The 13,595-nt window shown below is 66.8% G+C and carries 15 protein-coding genes; 14 read left to right on the top strand and 1 reads right to left on the bottom strand.

Going from position 1 to position 13,595, the window contains the following annotated elements; all coding sequences use genetic code 11:
* From ACM0PY_RS18345 to ACM0PY_RS18280, 14 genes are all read left to right on the top strand, one after another.
* Positions 1-99, top strand: a 99-nt coding sequence (locus ACM0PY_RS18345; protein ID WP_423171149.1) for an IS3 family transposase, incomplete at its 5' end; no start/stop codon positions are given.
* A 258-nt stretch (positions 100-357) separates the two neighbouring features.
* A complete protein-coding gene (locus tag ACM0PY_RS18340) occupies positions 358-771 on the top strand; it encodes a YciI family protein (protein WP_032953878.1) in 414 nt (137 codons plus the stop codon).
* Positions 772-838: 67 nt separating this feature from the next.
* Positions 839-1,261: a VOC family protein gene (locus ACM0PY_RS18335; RefSeq protein WP_134971994.1), complete on the top strand. Its 423-nt coding sequence runs from the start codon at positions 839-841 to the stop codon at positions 1,259-1,261.
* A 33-nt stretch (positions 1,262-1,294) separates the two neighbouring features.
* Positions 1,295-1,705: a VOC family protein gene (locus ACM0PY_RS18330; RefSeq protein WP_005415091.1), complete on the top strand. Its 411-nt coding sequence runs from the start codon at positions 1,295-1,297 to the stop codon at positions 1,703-1,705.
* Positions 1,706-1,727: 22 nt separating this feature from the next.
* Complete coding sequence (locus tag ACM0PY_RS18325) at positions 1,728-2,084, top strand: DUF1428 domain-containing protein (RefSeq protein WP_032128771.1); 357 nt, start codon at positions 1,728-1,730, stop codon at positions 2,082-2,084.
* 45 nt (positions 2,085-2,129) lie between these two features.
* Entirely contained in the window at positions 2,130-3,392 is a 1,263-nt protein-coding gene (locus tag ACM0PY_RS18320) for an RNA polymerase sigma factor (RefSeq protein WP_180886287.1), read from the top strand.
* Positions 3,393-3,498: 106 nt separating this feature from the next.
* Positions 3,499-4,695, top strand: a complete 1,197-nt coding sequence (locus ACM0PY_RS18315) for a hypothetical protein (protein WP_134971989.1) — start codon at positions 3,499-3,501, stop codon at positions 4,693-4,695.
* On the top strand, positions 4,686-5,786 hold the full coding sequence (locus tag ACM0PY_RS18310) for a hypothetical protein (protein WP_061478618.1): 1,101 nt from the start codon (positions 4,686-4,688) through the stop codon (positions 5,784-5,786). Before ACM0PY_RS18315 ends, ACM0PY_RS18310 begins: the two co-directional genes overlap by 10 nt.
* A 98-nt stretch (positions 5,787-5,884) precedes the next feature.
* Positions 5,885-6,562: a hypothetical protein gene (locus tag ACM0PY_RS18305; protein WP_151355430.1), complete on the top strand. Its 678-nt coding sequence runs from the start codon at positions 5,885-5,887 to the stop codon at positions 6,560-6,562.
* Positions 6,563-6,578: 16 nt separating this feature from the next.
* The gene (locus tag ACM0PY_RS18300; RefSeq protein WP_180886289.1) at positions 6,579-8,234 is read left to right on the top strand and encodes a CsgG/HfaB family protein; all 1,656 of its coding nucleotides are present in this window, start codon (positions 6,579-6,581) and stop codon (positions 8,232-8,234) included.
* 348 nt (positions 8,235-8,582) lie between these two features.
* The gene (locus ACM0PY_RS18295; protein ID WP_180886291.1) at positions 8,583-10,232 is read left to right on the top strand and encodes a M28 family metallopeptidase; all 1,650 of its coding nucleotides are present in this window, start codon (positions 8,583-8,585) and stop codon (positions 10,230-10,232) included.
* Between the two features lie 188 nt (positions 10,233-10,420).
* Positions 10,421-11,680, top strand: coding sequence for a histidine kinase (locus ACM0PY_RS18290; protein WP_134972552.1), 1,260 nt, complete (start codon positions 10,421-10,423; stop codon positions 11,678-11,680).
* A complete protein-coding gene (locus tag ACM0PY_RS18285; protein ID WP_088496427.1) occupies positions 11,670-12,440 on the top strand; it encodes a LytR/AlgR family response regulator transcription factor in 771 nt (256 codons plus the stop codon). Before ACM0PY_RS18290 ends, ACM0PY_RS18285 begins: the two co-directional genes overlap by 11 nt.
* Positions 12,441-12,474: 34 nt before the next feature.
* Positions 12,475-12,819, top strand: coding sequence for a hypothetical protein (locus tag ACM0PY_RS18280; RefSeq protein ID WP_111201828.1), 345 nt, complete (start codon positions 12,475-12,477; stop codon positions 12,817-12,819).
* A 38-nt stretch (positions 12,820-12,857) separates the two neighbouring features.
* Here the strand turns inward: ACM0PY_RS18280 and ACM0PY_RS18275 are convergent, their stop codons facing one another.
* A complete protein-coding gene (locus tag ACM0PY_RS18275) occupies positions 12,858-13,472 on the bottom strand; it encodes a hypothetical protein (protein ID WP_005415104.1) in 615 nt (204 codons plus the stop codon).
* Positions 13,473-13,595: the final 123 nt, after the last annotated feature.

Below are 13,595 nucleotides of genomic sequence, written 5' to 3'. Positions count from 1 at the left end.
GTGGAGTACATCAAGTACTACAACCAAGAGCGAATCAGATTGAAATTGAAGGGGCTAAGCCCGGTAAAGTACCGGGAGCAGGCCCAATCGGCCGCCTGACCCCGTCCAAGTCTCGGGGGTCACTTCATGGATGGGTTTACGGCGTCCCCCGACCCGCCTACCCACCCGGCCAAACCCATGAACCGAGCTTTCAGCGACTCCCACCCACCACGGAGGGGCTCCGCCGTTCGCCGACTCCCGCCGAAGGCGTGCCTTCCGCGGAAGAAAAAAAATTTCCAACAGACGTGTCGATTCCCAGTCCCCTGGTTCGTTGTACCCAGTGAAGGGCACGCACCACGCGTCCCACGGGAGACCAAAATGAAAGTGATGGTGATCGTGAAGGCCAACGCCGACTCCGAAGCCGGCCGCATGCCCAGCGAACAGGAACTGTCCGAAATGGGTGCCTTCAACGAACAACTGGTGGCCGCCGGCATCATGCTGGCCGGTGAAGGCCTGCACGCCACCCAGCGCGGCCGTCGCATTCATTTCGGCGCCGGGGCACCCAAGGTCGAGGCCGGTCCGTTCGGTCCTGCCAGCGAACAGATCGCCGGCTTCTGGCTGTGGGAGGTGCGGTCGCTGGACGAGGCCGTTGAATGGGCCAGCCGTGCGCCGTTCGGCGAGGGCGGCACGCTGGAACTGCGTCCCCTGATCTCCGCAGAAGACTTTGGTGAAGCCTTCACCCCCGAATTACAGCAGCAGGAACAGCGTCTGCGTGCACAGCTGGAAGGCTGACCCGATTCCTCTCCCAACCGGGCACGCCCCGGCACTACCACCCTGAACCGCACAACGGAGTATTGCCATGAGACTGATTCCCTTCCTCGGCTTCAGCGGCCAGGCCCACAAGGCAATGGCGTTCTATGCCAAGGCACTCGGTGGCCAGGTCACCTCGGAAATGAAGTACCGCGACATGCCGCCCTCCGATGGCTCGCCGGGCTGCAACGAAATGCCGCCGGAAACCCTCGACCACGTCGCGCACAGCCAGCTCGAGATCGGCAACGCCATCCTGATGGCAGCCGACGGCCCCGGCGGCGGCGAGGGCGGCTCGACCACCATCAATGTCGATGTCGACAGCATCGAAGAAGCCGAACGCGTGTTCGCCGCGCTGGCCGAAGGTGGCCAGGTACAGATGCCGATCGGCGAAACGTTCTGGGCACATCGCTGGGGCATGCTGATCGACCGTTACGGCAAGCCGTGGATGGTCAACTGCATGAAGCAGCCCTGATCCCGCCTCTGTCATCCACAAGGAGCTTCAACGATGAGTGCACCACAACCGCAGATGATCTTCGTCAACCTGCCCGTGCAGGACCTGGAGAAGTCGAAGGCGTTCTTCACCGCGCTGGGCTACAGCTTCAATCCGACGTACACGAACGACGACGCGGCCGGCATGGTCATCAGCGAAAGCATCTACGTGATGCTGCTGACCCAGCCCTTTTTCCAGCAGTTCACCAACAAGCCGATTGCCGACGCGCATACCCACACCGAAGTGATCAACGCACTCTCGGCACCCAGTCGCAAGGCCGTTGACGAGTTGGTGGACAAGGCCCTGGCCGCCGGCGCCAGCGAACCGCAGCCGGCGCGCGACTACGGCTTCATGTACCAGCGTGGCTTCCAGGACCTGGACGGCCATCTCTGGGAGATCGCACACATGGACGGCGAGCCGGGCTGACGGCCGCCGCAGGAGAACCCGCATGGCTTACGTGGACGCTTACGTGCTGCCGTGCCCGCAGGACAAGGTGGCGGCCTACCGCCGCCTTGCCCGCAAGGCCGGCGCGGTGTGGAAGGACCATGGCGCGCTGCAGTACATGGAATGCGTGGCCGACGATGTGGAGCCGGGCAAGAGCACCTCGTTCCCGCGCGCGGTCAAGGCGAAACCGGGCGAGACGGTGATCGTCGCCTTCGTGGTGTTCCGCTCGCGCGCGGCACGCGACCGCATCAACGCAAAGGTGATGGCCGACCCGCGACTGGCGTCGCTGGGCCCGAAGGACATGCCGTTCGATACGAAGCGCATGTTCTGGGGCGGCTTCAAGCCGATTGTTGAAGCGTGAGCTGCGGCGCTTGTGCGGGCCGGGCGTGCGTGCTGTGATCGGCGCATGCTCGAGCCCGCACTGACGCAGCGTCTGGAAGCCCTCTGGCGGATGGAGTCGCCAGTGCTGATCGCGCGCCTGGCGCGGCTGCTCGGTGGCGATGTCGGCCGTGCCGAGGAACTGGCCCAGGACACCTGGCTGGCCGCGCTGGAGCGTTGGCCGGAGCAGGGCATCCCGGACAACCCCGGAGCCTGGCTGATGACCACCGCGCGCAACCGTGCCATCGATGTGCTGCGCCAGCACCAGCGCGTGGCGCAGCAGCACGCGCAATGGGGCGAGGAACTGCATCCGGCGGCGCTGCCGGCACCCGATGACAGCCAGGCGCTGGAGGACGACCTGGGCGATGACCTGCTGCGGCTGATGTTCGTGGCCTGCCATCCCGTGCTGCCGGCCGATGCGCGCGTGGCGCTCACCCTGCGCCTGCTCGGTGGCCTGACCACCGTGGAGATCGCGCGCGCGTTCCTGCAGCCGGAACCGACCATCGCCCAGCGCATCGTGCGCGCCAAGCGCACCCTGACGCAGAAGCAGGTGCCCTATGAAGTGCCGCGCGCGGAGGCGATGCCGGAGCGCCTGGCCTCGGTGCTGGAGGCGATCTACCTGGTGTTCAACGAAGGCTATGCGGCCAGCGCCGGCGACGACTGGATGCGCCCGGCGCTGTGCGAGGAAGCGCTGCGGCTGGCCCGCATCCTGGCCCATCGGTTGCCGGTGCCGCCGGTACTGGGCCTGCTGGCGCTGATGGAGCTGCAGGCCTCGCGCGCAGCGGCGCGGGTGGACGCGCAGGGCGTGCCGGTGCTGCTGGACCAGCAGAACCGCGCACGCTGGGATTGGCTGCAGATCGAACGTGGGCAGCAGGTGCTGGCGCGTGCGCTGGCCGCGGGTGGTGGCGACGATCCCTACGTGCTGCAGGCGCGCATTGCGGCCTGCCATGCAGCGGCGCGCCGCCCCGAGGATACCGATTGGCCGCGCATTGCTGCGCTCTATGCACAGCTTCTGCAGGTGCAGCCTTCGCCAGTGGTGGCATTGAACCGGGTGGTGGCGATCCTGCGCAGCGACGGTCCCTTTGCCGCCTGGGCGCAGCTGCAGCCCTTGCTGGTCGACGCGCGCCTGCTTGACTACGCGCCGCTGCAGGTGGTGCGTGGCGAGCTGTTGCAGGCACTGGGGCGCGAGCAGGATGCGCGTGACGCTTTTGGCGAGGCGGCTCGGCTCAGCCAGAACCAGGCCGAGCGCGGACTGTTGCGGCAACGGGCGGGCCTGCCCCCCACGGACTGAGCCGACAAGGACAGCACTTGTCGCCGCGCGCCTTAGCGGCTATGTTTCGCGCCCAGCGGACGCATCAGCGCCCGCATTCCGTGCGTATTGACCGAGGAGCGGTTGGATGTATTCAAGGACGAAGAGCGCATCGCGCGCTTTTGCGCGCCTGCTTGCCTGTGCCCTGTGCCTGGCCGTATGGCCGATGGCCGTGCAGGCCGCGGACAAATCGCAGCAGGCCTATTGGGCCGGTTTTGCCTATACCGCTGACGCCGCCGCCGTGCAGGCGACCACCCCACATGCGCATGCGGTGCTGGAACGGCGTGGCCTGATCCCGCTGAACCAGACGCTGGCGCAGTCGCTCAAGCGCCGCGCACCGGCCCACCTGGAGCTGATCGACCAGCCGGTGGCGATGCTCGACGGCACCACCAGCGCCACCGTGCTGGCCGCGGCGCTGGACCGCGAACTGGTCTCGGTCGAGCCGATCGGCGACCAGTACAAGGTGCTGGTGGAAGTGGCGCTGCAGGCGTTGTTCTTCGACTTCCGCGAGCGCCAGGTGATCGCGTCCTATCCGCTGACCCTGCAGCGCATCGACGTGCAGGATTACCGACCGGACAACGACGATATCGACGCGATCGTCGCCGATCTGCTGTATGGTGGCGCCGATACCAGCCTGTCGCAGGTGCTGGCGGCCAGCCTCGCCCAGGCCAGGTTGCCCGACGCGGCGGTGCGCCGTCTGCAGGTCGGTGGTGTAACCCTGTCCGACGCGGTCCGCGCCAAGCTGCCCGACCCGAAGTGGGAAGCGCCGCTGCGCGCCACCCTCGCCCATGAACTGTCCAAGACGCTGTCGTCCAACACCGGCGTCGGGCTGCTGCCGCCGGCCTCGGGCCAGGCGATCGGTGGCGCGATGGCTGCCCGCTTTGCCGACGGCAAGGTCTACCAGCTGAAGATTCCCGAGCCCGACTACGTCATCAACCTGCAGGTCGATGCGCTGAAGAGCGGTGTGATCGAGGAAACCCCGGCGATGAAGACGATGCTGTTCGGCGCCTTCTTCACCGCCAGGGTGACCGAGCCGTTCTCGGGGAAGGTCTATTTCGAACAGCCGCTGCGCAAGGGCGCCACCAAGGTGGTGCCGGCCACGCAGTGGCAGGTCGACCAGTGGTCGGCCAGCTACGAAACCATGCTGGCCGGGCTCGATGCCTTCGCCGGCGCCGCCGCCAAGCGTGCCGATTCGCGCGCCTGGCTGGACGAACAGAAGCCGGGCGGCCGCCCGTTGCAACAGCAGACCCAAGCCCTCCAGGAGTTGATCAAGTCATGTCGTTGATGCGTACCATCCTGCTCATCCTCATCGCGCTGGTGGTGGCCTCGCCGGTCGCTGCGCAGACCGCGAGTTCGCGCGGCACCGGCTCGGCCAGCTACGGCCTGCGCCTGAGTGCCGATACCCGTGCCCAGGCCCTGAACAAGGCCAAGGTCAATGCCCTGGAGGCGTACATCGCCGAAACCGGTGCGGCCAAGCTGCGCCTGTTCGAAGCGCGTCGCGCCGAGTTCATCGGTGAGATCGACCGCTACGTGCTCAGCGCCGTGCCGCTGTCGGACACCGAAGACAAGAAGGCCAAGACCTACACCGTCACCGTCCGCGCCGAGATCAACACCACCCTGCTGCAGACCAAGCTGGATGCGGGTTCGGCCGTGGCCGGTGCCACCGCCGCGCAGCGCTCGCTGCTGACCTTCCTGTTCATGGCGCGCTCGCAGGACACCGTGCAGTCGTTCCAGGACAAGGAATACCGCCGCGTCGACGCCAGCAGCAGCTACAGCGAGAACACCCGTGAGGGCGACAGCTTCCGCGGCAACTCGGTCAGCACCAACGGCAGCATCAACCAGAATGGTTCGGTGTCGGTCACCAGCGGCGGCAGCACCACCGCGCGCGCCGACAACATCACCTGGAAGGTGGCCAACGCCGCCGAGGTCAACACCGCGATGACCGGGGCCTTCAGCGCCGCGGGCTACGAAGTGGTTGAAGCCGAATACGTGGAAGGCGAATCGCGTGGCCTGCTCAGCATCGAGCGCATCCGCAAGGACTTCAGCACCGGCAACGACCTGGCCCCGGCCACCCTGCGTGACACCGCCAACGGCATCCGTGCGGCCAACATTCCGTACATCGCCGTCGGCACCCTCGACATCGGCATGCGCGACCGCGACCCGGCCAGTGGCAACACCCGCGTGTTCGTCACCGTCACCGGCAAGGTGCTGGATGTGACCGGTCGTTTCCCGCGCACCGTGTCGTCGGTCGGCCCGGTGCAGTTCTCCGGTACCGGCCCGAATGAAACCGTGGCCCGTACCAATGCCCTGCAGCTGGCTGCCGAAAAGGCCGCCCAGCAGATGATCAACGAACTGAACGTCAAGGCGGTCCGCTGATCCGCCACCCCGGTGGGTACCGAGCGCGCTCGGCATCCACCGGGGTTACCGATTCCCCACGTGCCGCACCGCGGCCGTCTCTCCCAAAGGACACTCATATGATCCGCAATACTGCTCTTGTCGTGGCCATCGCGGCCGCCACCCTGTCGATGCCGGCCCACGCGGGCCTGGGCAAGCTGAAGGACCTGGCCGGCGCCGCCACCGGTACCTCCAGCAGCAGCGCCTCCAGCGCCGCCGCACCGGATGAAGCCGCGCAGGAAGCACTGGTGCGTCGTTTCGTCAGCTCGCAGTCGCACTCGCTGCAGGCCCAGACCTCGTTCGCCCGTGCCTTCGGCCTGGCCGAGCAGGTGCAGCTGCTGGAAGCCGAGCGCCAGGCGCTGTCGTCGGGTTCGGTCAGCGTCGATGCGATGAAGAAGTCGGTGTCGGTCAGCGAAGCCGCTCAGGCCGCGATCGACGAGCGCCAGGCCGCGCAGCCGGAGCTGAACGCTGAATCCAAGCAGCACTATGCCGAAGGCCTGGTCTCGCTGCTGGCGTCGGCTGCCGAAGCGCAGAAGCTGGGCGGCGAAGCCAGCAACTTCACCGCCGGCATGAAGAACCTGGGCGCCACCCAGATGGCCACCGTCGGCCGCAAGCTGGCTGCCGGTGCATGGGTGGCCAAGGAATCGCCGGGCTTCATCCAGGGCCTGTACGGCTCGACCAAGTCGGCCGTGACCTTCGCCAAGAAGAGCAAGGTGAAGGTGCCGTCGAACGCCGATTCGATGCTCGACTCGATCTGATCCGAGGATCAACCCCATGCGTACGACCTCCCGTTTGATCGGCCTGGGCCTGGCTGCCGTGCTGCTTGCAGCCTGCGGCAAGCAGGACACCCCGGCCGCCGATGCGCCCACACCCGCCAAGGACAAGGCAACCAGTGCACTGGCCAGCAATGCGCCAGTGGAAGCAGCGCCCCTGCGTGGCACGCCGGATTTCGGCGGCACCACCCAGGTCGCGCGCGAGGCCGACGGCATCGGCAGCACCCCGGAACTGGCGGTGCTGGCGGCGCTGCAGTCGGCGGTGGCGCAGGTCAACGGCGTACGCGTGGCCAGCCAGATGCAGGGCCTGCGCGCAGGCCTGCATGTGGACGTGGATGATGAACACGTCGGCGATATCCGCGCCGACGCGTTCACCCAGCAGATGATCGCCGGCTCGCAGGGCGCGGTGCTGGGCTATGAAATCCTGTCGCAGGAAGAAGTGCGGCAGCTGGACGAGGAAACCATTGCCCGCGTGCGCGCCAGCGATGAAGGCTGGAGCTTCAAGGGTTCGGCCTCTGCCAGCGCCTCTGGCGAAGCCACGGCCAAGGGCGGCGGTGCCTCGGCCAGTGTCAAGGAGCGCTACGACGAGAAGGTCAGCGTCGATGCCAAGCGTGGCGCAAGCTCGTTCGATTCCGACGTGACCCACCGCAGCATGCGCAGCTACTGGAAGGTACGCGTGCGTGCCCAGATCGCCCAGTACCGCGCACCGGACGAGCAGGGCAAGCCGAAGATCGTGGTCGCGCTGCCGCGTACCAAGGCCGGCAGCTATGCCGTGGGCGATGGCCGCGTGAGCGCCGATGAAGTGGCCGACGCGATCCGCGCACGCCTGTCCGACACGCTGACCCAGACCCAGCGCTTCATCGTGCTGGATCGCGAGTTCGGCGACGAACTGCAGGCCGAGATCGACCACATCAACAGCGGCAACGTGCGTTTGCAGGACACTGCCCGCGTCGGCCAGCAGCTGGCGACCGACCTGATCCTGATCCCGACCATCGAACGCTTCGAGTACCCGCGCAGCGTGCGCAACCTGCGCATGTCCGACCGCCAGGTGACCTCGTACTCCGGTGGCGGCCGCATCACCCTGCGCCTGATCAACGCCACCACCGGCCAGGTGGTGATGTCCGACAGCTTCGACCACCAGTTGGCCTCGACCGGCCCGAGCACCCTGCCGCGTGTGGTGAACGGCCGCAACATGGCTGCGGCGATGATGGAATCGCTGTCCGGCCAGATCGGCACCAGCATCGTCACCACGCTGTTCCCGGTATCGGTGGTGTCGGTGGACGGTGACCAGGTGGTGCTGAGCCAGGGCGGTGACACCGTGCAGGCCGGCCAGCGCTGGCAGGCCGTGCGCCTGGGCGAGGAACTGAAGGACCCGCAGACCGGCCGTTCGCTGGGCCGCAGCGAACACCCGTGCTGCACCATCCGCATCGACCGCGTGGCTGCGCAGACCTCGTACGGCACCATCGAAGATGGCGTTGACGCGATGCGCGGCGGCTTCCGTCCGGGCCAGATCGAACTGCGCCAGAAGCTGGGCAGCAAGCCGGCTGCCGCTGCTGCTGGCGCAACGGCCTCGGCAGCACCGGCTACCGCCGCGCGCCCGGTGGCCAAGCCGAAGCCCAAGCCTGCTGCCGCCCCGGCCGAAGACCCGAACTGGTAACACGCCCAAGCGACACACAGATGGGGTCAGAGCCCTTTCCTGCCGGGAAAGGGATCTGACCCCTTCTTGTTTCCGTCCGTGTCGACCATGGTCGACACCCACCAACAGCAGCGGGAACCTGTCGAAGGCGGGGTGGGTCCGGTTGCGGGGGCGTGAGCCGCATGGATGCGGCGACCGAGCCTACATGGACGTATTTACGGCGTCCCCCGCAACCGGACCCACCCCGCCTACCCTCAGGAAACCAGCCTTTGCTGTTGCTTCGGCTGTTGCCGTTGTGTCGGCAGGTGCAGGGCGCAGCCCTGCCGAATCCCATTACACTCCAGAAGGATTTCCCTGCTGGAGAGAGCAATGAAACGAGTGGTACTGGGCGTGCTGGCCCTGTCGGTGTCGAGCGCACTGATGGCGGCCACCCCGAAATTCGATGGCGCGCGGATCTCCGCCGACGTCAAGGAACTGGCCTCCGACGGCTACGAAGGCCGCTCGCCGGCCACCGCTGGCGAAGAGAAGACCATCGCCTATCTCAGCAAGCAGTTCGCCGATGCCGGGCTGCAGCCGGGCGGCGACCTGAAGGACGGCAAGCGCCTGTGGACCCAGGCCGTGCCGCTGCGCAAGGGCGATATCGTCGGCACACCGCAACTGGCGCTGCACCAGGGCGGCAAGACCGTTGCGCTGGAGCAGGGCAAGCAGATTGCCGTGCGCGCCGCCATGAACGGCGCCAGCAACGTCGACATCAGCAAGGCCCCGCTGGTGTTCCTCGGCTATGGCGTGAAAGCGCCGGAGCGCAACTGGGACGACTTCAAGGGCGTGGACCTGAAGGGCAAGATCGCCGTCGTGCTGATCAACGATCCGGACTTCGAGACCGGCCAGGGTGATTTCGACGGCAAGGGCATGACCTATTACGGCCGCTGGACCTACAAGTACGAGGAAGGCGCGCGCCAGGGTGCACTGGGTGTGCTGATCGTGCACGAGACCGCACCGGCCTCCTATGGCTGGGCCACCGTGGCCGGTTCCAACACCAACACCATGTTCGACGTGGTGCGCGACAACCCGGCCGAAAGCCACCCGCTGCTGGAAGGCTGGATCCAGCGCGACCTGGCGGTGGAGCTGTTCCGCTCCGCCGGGCAGGACTTCGAGGCGCTGAAGAAGAAGGCGCAGCAGCGCGACTTCACCCCGGTGCCGCTGACCGGCGCCAGCCTGGACGCGAAGTACGCGGTGAAGACCGAAGTGATCACCTCGCACAACGTGGCCGCACGCCTGGAAGGCAGCCGCCACCCGGACGAGACGATCATCTACAGCGCGCACTGGGACCACATCGGCGTGGGTGAGCCGGACGCGCGTGGCGACCGCATCTTCAACGGCGCACTGGACAACGCCAGCGGTACCGCCTCGCTGATCGAGCTTGCCCGTGGCTTCGCCAAGGAAAAGCGCCCGCAGCGCTCGCTGCTGTTCCTGGCGGTCACCGCCGAGGAAAAGGGCCTGCTGGGTTCGGAGTACTACGCCACCCATCCGCTGTACCCGCTGGAAAAGACCGTGGCGGTGATCAACATGGATGGCATGGCGCCATTCGGCCCGTCGCGTGACTTCGGCATCTACGGCGCCGCGCGTTTCGAGCTGCTGGACCAGCTGAAGGACGTGGCCAAGGGCTGGGACATCCGCTACACGCCGGACCCGAAGCCGGAAGCGGGCCTGTTCTTCCGCTCCGATCACTTCCCGTTCGCCAAGCGTGGCGTGCCGGCGCTGTCCTGGTCGGCCGGCCAGGACTGGGTGGACGGTGGCGTCGCCGCAGGCAAGAAAGCCTCCGAGGACTACACCGCCAAGCGTTACCACCAGCAGGGCGACGAATGGCAGCCGGACTGGGTGTTCGCCGGTGCCGCCCGCGACCTGGAAGTGCTGTACACGCTGGGCAACCAGCTGGCCAACTCCCGTGCCTGGCCGAACTGGAGCAAGGACGAGTCGTTCCGCGCCGTGCGTGACGCCAGCGCCGGCCAGCGCAAGTAAGAAGCACCGGTAGTGCCGGCCGCTGGCCGGCACTGCTGCCAGGTTTGCGGACATAACGGGATGCCGGCCAGCGGCCGGCACTACCAGAACGGCTTCCATCCGCACTTTCCGGCCCTTCGTCGCAGGCCGCTTGCTTGCCCGGCCGGCCGCCCTATGCTCGGCTCACCCCCTTCCTCCAAGGCGCCGCCGTGTTCGCCAGCCTCTCACTCCTGTTCCGTCACCTGCTGGCCTGGGCTGCGGCGCTGTTCGTCGCTGGCATGGTCTGGAGCGGCGTCTTCAGTGGCATGAACGATGGCCCAGGCTGGATTTTCGGCCTGCTGGCGATGTTCCTGATCATTTCCGCGCTGGGCAGTGCCATCACCCACATCCGCCGGGTCTGGCTGGTCGCCGGTCGCCTGGATGCCACCACCCTGTCCGGTCGCCAGCGCCGCCAGATCGAACTGCCGATGGACGCCAGCCACGCCTTCTCGGTGGTGGAGGCGGCGATCTCCGAACTACCCCGCGTGGAAGACGTGGAAAGCTCGGCCGGCAGCCTGCAGGTGCGCGCCTATGTACGCCGGGTCGATCTCTGGAATGGCCGCCAGCCGTCGCGCTGGAACCTGCCTGCGCGGCTGGCGATCAAGCGCAACAGCGTGCTGGCAACGGTCACGCCGGGGCAGGGCACCAGCACCGTTACCCTGCTGTTCGAACCCGATGCCGGCTGGTGGGCCGACCTGCTGGCGCTGGACGAGGGCAGCAACTTCGAGAACGCCGAAGCAGTCACCCGTGCGATCAGTCGCCGCGTCGCCGACCAGCGCCGCGACGAACAGGCTGCGGCCGAACAGACCCAGGTGGAAAAGGAACTGTCGGTGGCGCGGCTGAACCTGCTGCATGCGCAGGTGGAACCGCACTTCCTCTACAACACGCTGGCCAACGCGCAGGTATTGACCCGCACCGATCCGGCGCGTGCCGAACAGATGCTCGGCCACCTGATCCAGTACCTGCGCAGCTCGTTGCCACAGGTGGACGAATCGGTGTCCACGCTGGGCGTGGAGCTGGAACGCACCCGCGCCTACCTGGAGATCCTGCGCATCCGCATGGGCGCACGGCTGGCGGTGGAAGTGCAGGTGCCCAACGAACTGCATGGCGTGCACCTGCCGGCGATGGCGCTGCAGACGCTGGTGGAAAACGCGATCAAGCATGGCCTTGAACCCAAGCCCGGCGGAGGCACGATCTGGATCCTGGCGCGCGGCTTCGATGACCACGTGACGGTGACCGTGGCCGACGATGGGCTCGGCTTCGGCCAGGGCACCAGTGGTACCGGCATCGGCCTGAAGAACCTGCGCGAGCGCCTGCGCCTGACCTGTGGTGAGCAGGCCGGCGTGGCGATCGTCGCCAACTTCCCCAGTGGCGTGGCAGCGACCATGACCCTGCCGCAGTCGCACAAGGAGCGCAGCCATGCCGCTTGAGGCACTGATCGCTGAAGACGAAGAACTGCTGCGGCAGTCGCTGGTGGAGCAACTTCGCCGGCTGTGGCCGGACCTGAAGCTGGTGGCCGAGTGCGAGGACGGCGCCAGCGCGCTGGAGCAGCTGGCCGAGAAGCAGCCGGACATCGCCTTTCTCGATATCCGCATGCCTGGCATCAGCGGCATCGAGGTGGCACGCGCGCTGTCCGAGCTGAGCCCGCGCACCCAGGTAGTGTTCGTCACCGCCTACGACCAGTACGCCATCGATGCGTTCGAGCAGGGCGCGATGGATTACCTGTTGAAGCCGGTCAGCGACGAGCGCCTGCTGGCCACCCGCGAACGCATCCTGTCGCGGCTGCCATCGACGCGCCAGGACGATGCCGTGCTCGAGCGCCTGCTGCAGCGGTTGGGCCCATCGCAGGGCGCAGCCGAGCGCCCGCCACTGGCCTGGATCACCGCCAGCAACGGCCGCGAGACGCAGCTGATCATGCTGGAAGACGTGGCGTACTTCCGCGCGGACAACAAATACACCACCGTGGTCACCGCCAGCGGCGAAAGCCTGCTGCGCACGCCATTGCGCGAGCTGCTGGAAGTGCTCGATGCGCAGCACTTCCGCCAGATCCATCGTTCGACCATCGTCAACATGAAGGCAGTGGCGGCGGTCAGCCGCGACGATACCGGGCGCGGCGTGCTGCGCCTGCGCGGGCGCACGGAGACGCTGGTGGTCAGCCAGCCGTTCATGAGCCTGTTCCGCGGCATGTAGCCGCAGCCGCATCCCCCTGCACCGAGGAATGAACATGTCCCGTCTGCTGATTGCGTGCGTTGCCGTGCTGGCACTGGCCGGCTGCGAAAAATCCCGCAACACCTCGATCACCCGCACCCATGCCAACGGCGTGGACACGCTGTACAGCAAGAGTACGGTGGTCGATGGCGAGGCGCGCTTTCAGTGCATTGCCAGCAGCAGTGGCCACTGCCATTACCTGGTGCTGGACCCAGCGTGCAGCTCCGATGCCGCGTGCACCACACCGCCGCTGCGCCGGTTCGCCGTTGCAGCAGGCAAGACCGAGGCCATGCGTGGGCTACCCGACGGCTTCCGCCAGTGCGTCAGCCAGGACCCGATAGAACACTGCCACCGTGAGTGATCACGGTGGCAGTGTGGGTCCCCCGCTTCCCTGAAGGCTCAGTAGGCAGGTTGCAGTGTCAGGTCGTGATGGTGCTCGGTCTCGCCCACATGGTTGAGGCGGCCGACCAGTTCGGAGTGCTGCTTCATCCGGCCGATCTCGGTCATGATGCGGATGTCCTCGTGGCGCAGTTCGCGCTTGGCGGTGACCGCCTGCTTGTAGTCCAGCACTTCCGGGTAGTGCTCGGCCAGGTCCAGCGCCTCGGCCACGTGCTCCACGCTGTCGGCCTTGGAACTGATGCGGGCGCGGCTGTTGAACGCCTTCATCCAGCGCTCGAAGCCGGCCTGCTGATCGAACATGTTGGCCATGAACCAGATCACGAACAGGATCGACACCCACGAGCCGAACACGATCACCACGCGGGTGAAGGTGATATGGAAGTCGTCGCGCCACAGGTAGTTGGCGATCAGGCCCAGGATCAGCAGCGAGGCCGCCTGCCAGCCGACGATCGAGGCGATCAGCCACTGGCACTTGGCCTGGGCCAGCACAGCCACTTCATCGCGGATCTGCTGCTCGCTGAGGTTGCGCCAGTGCGCCACCTGTTTGTCGAACGGGCTGCTGTAGAGCTCGTTGTCGCGAAGCAGAATTCCCAAACCCTTGAACAAGGCAATCATGGCTGGCTCCTTGTGGAACGTGCGTCGATCAGCATTGGACGGTGTGGCGGATCCAGTTCTAGCACTTCCAGCGAGCCGTGCAATGGGGGCAATGCCAAGCGGCGCAAGGGTTTGACCGGCGGG

This window comes from Stenotrophomonas sp. BR163 (genome assembly GCF_047520985.2).
Taxonomy (GTDB): Bacteria; Pseudomonadota; Gammaproteobacteria; order Xanthomonadales; family Xanthomonadaceae; genus Stenotrophomonas; species Stenotrophomonas sepilia.
This window is presented reverse-complemented; position numbering and strand designations above follow the sequence as displayed.

Coding starts and splice junctions, on each gene's coding strand:
- ACM0PY_RS18340 (WP_032953878.1), top strand. CDS start 358: ATGAAAGTGATGGTGATCGTGAAGGCCAACGCCGACTCCGAAGCCGGC.
- ACM0PY_RS18335 (WP_134971994.1), top strand. CDS start 839: ATGAGACTGATTCCCTTCCTCGGCTTCAGCGGCCAGGCCCACAAGGCA.
- ACM0PY_RS18330 (WP_005415091.1), top strand. CDS start 1,295: ATGAGTGCACCACAACCGCAGATGATCTTCGTCAACCTGCCCGTGCAG.
- ACM0PY_RS18325 (WP_032128771.1), top strand. CDS start 1,728: ATGGCTTACGTGGACGCTTACGTGCTGCCGTGCCCGCAGGACAAGGTG.
- ACM0PY_RS18320 (WP_180886287.1), top strand. CDS start 2,130: ATGCTCGAGCCCGCACTGACGCAGCGTCTGGAAGCCCTCTGGCGGATG.
- ACM0PY_RS18315 (WP_134971989.1), top strand. CDS start 3,499: ATGTATTCAAGGACGAAGAGCGCATCGCGCGCTTTTGCGCGCCTGCTT.
- ACM0PY_RS18310 (WP_061478618.1), top strand. CDS start 4,686: ATGTCGTTGATGCGTACCATCCTGCTCATCCTCATCGCGCTGGTGGTG.
- ACM0PY_RS18305 (WP_151355430.1), top strand. CDS start 5,885: ATGATCCGCAATACTGCTCTTGTCGTGGCCATCGCGGCCGCCACCCTG.
- ACM0PY_RS18300 (WP_180886289.1), top strand. CDS start 6,579: ATGCGTACGACCTCCCGTTTGATCGGCCTGGGCCTGGCTGCCGTGCTG.
- ACM0PY_RS18295 (WP_180886291.1), top strand. CDS start 8,583: ATGAAACGAGTGGTACTGGGCGTGCTGGCCCTGTCGGTGTCGAGCGCA.
- ACM0PY_RS18285 (WP_088496427.1), top strand. CDS start 11,670: ATGCCGCTTGAGGCACTGATCGCTGAAGACGAAGAACTGCTGCGGCAG.
- ACM0PY_RS18280 (WP_111201828.1), top strand. CDS start 12,475: ATGTCCCGTCTGCTGATTGCGTGCGTTGCCGTGCTGGCACTGGCCGGC.
- ACM0PY_RS18275 (WP_005415104.1), bottom strand. CDS start 13,472: ATGATTGCCTTGTTCAAGGGTTTGGGAATTCTGCTTCGCGACAACGAG.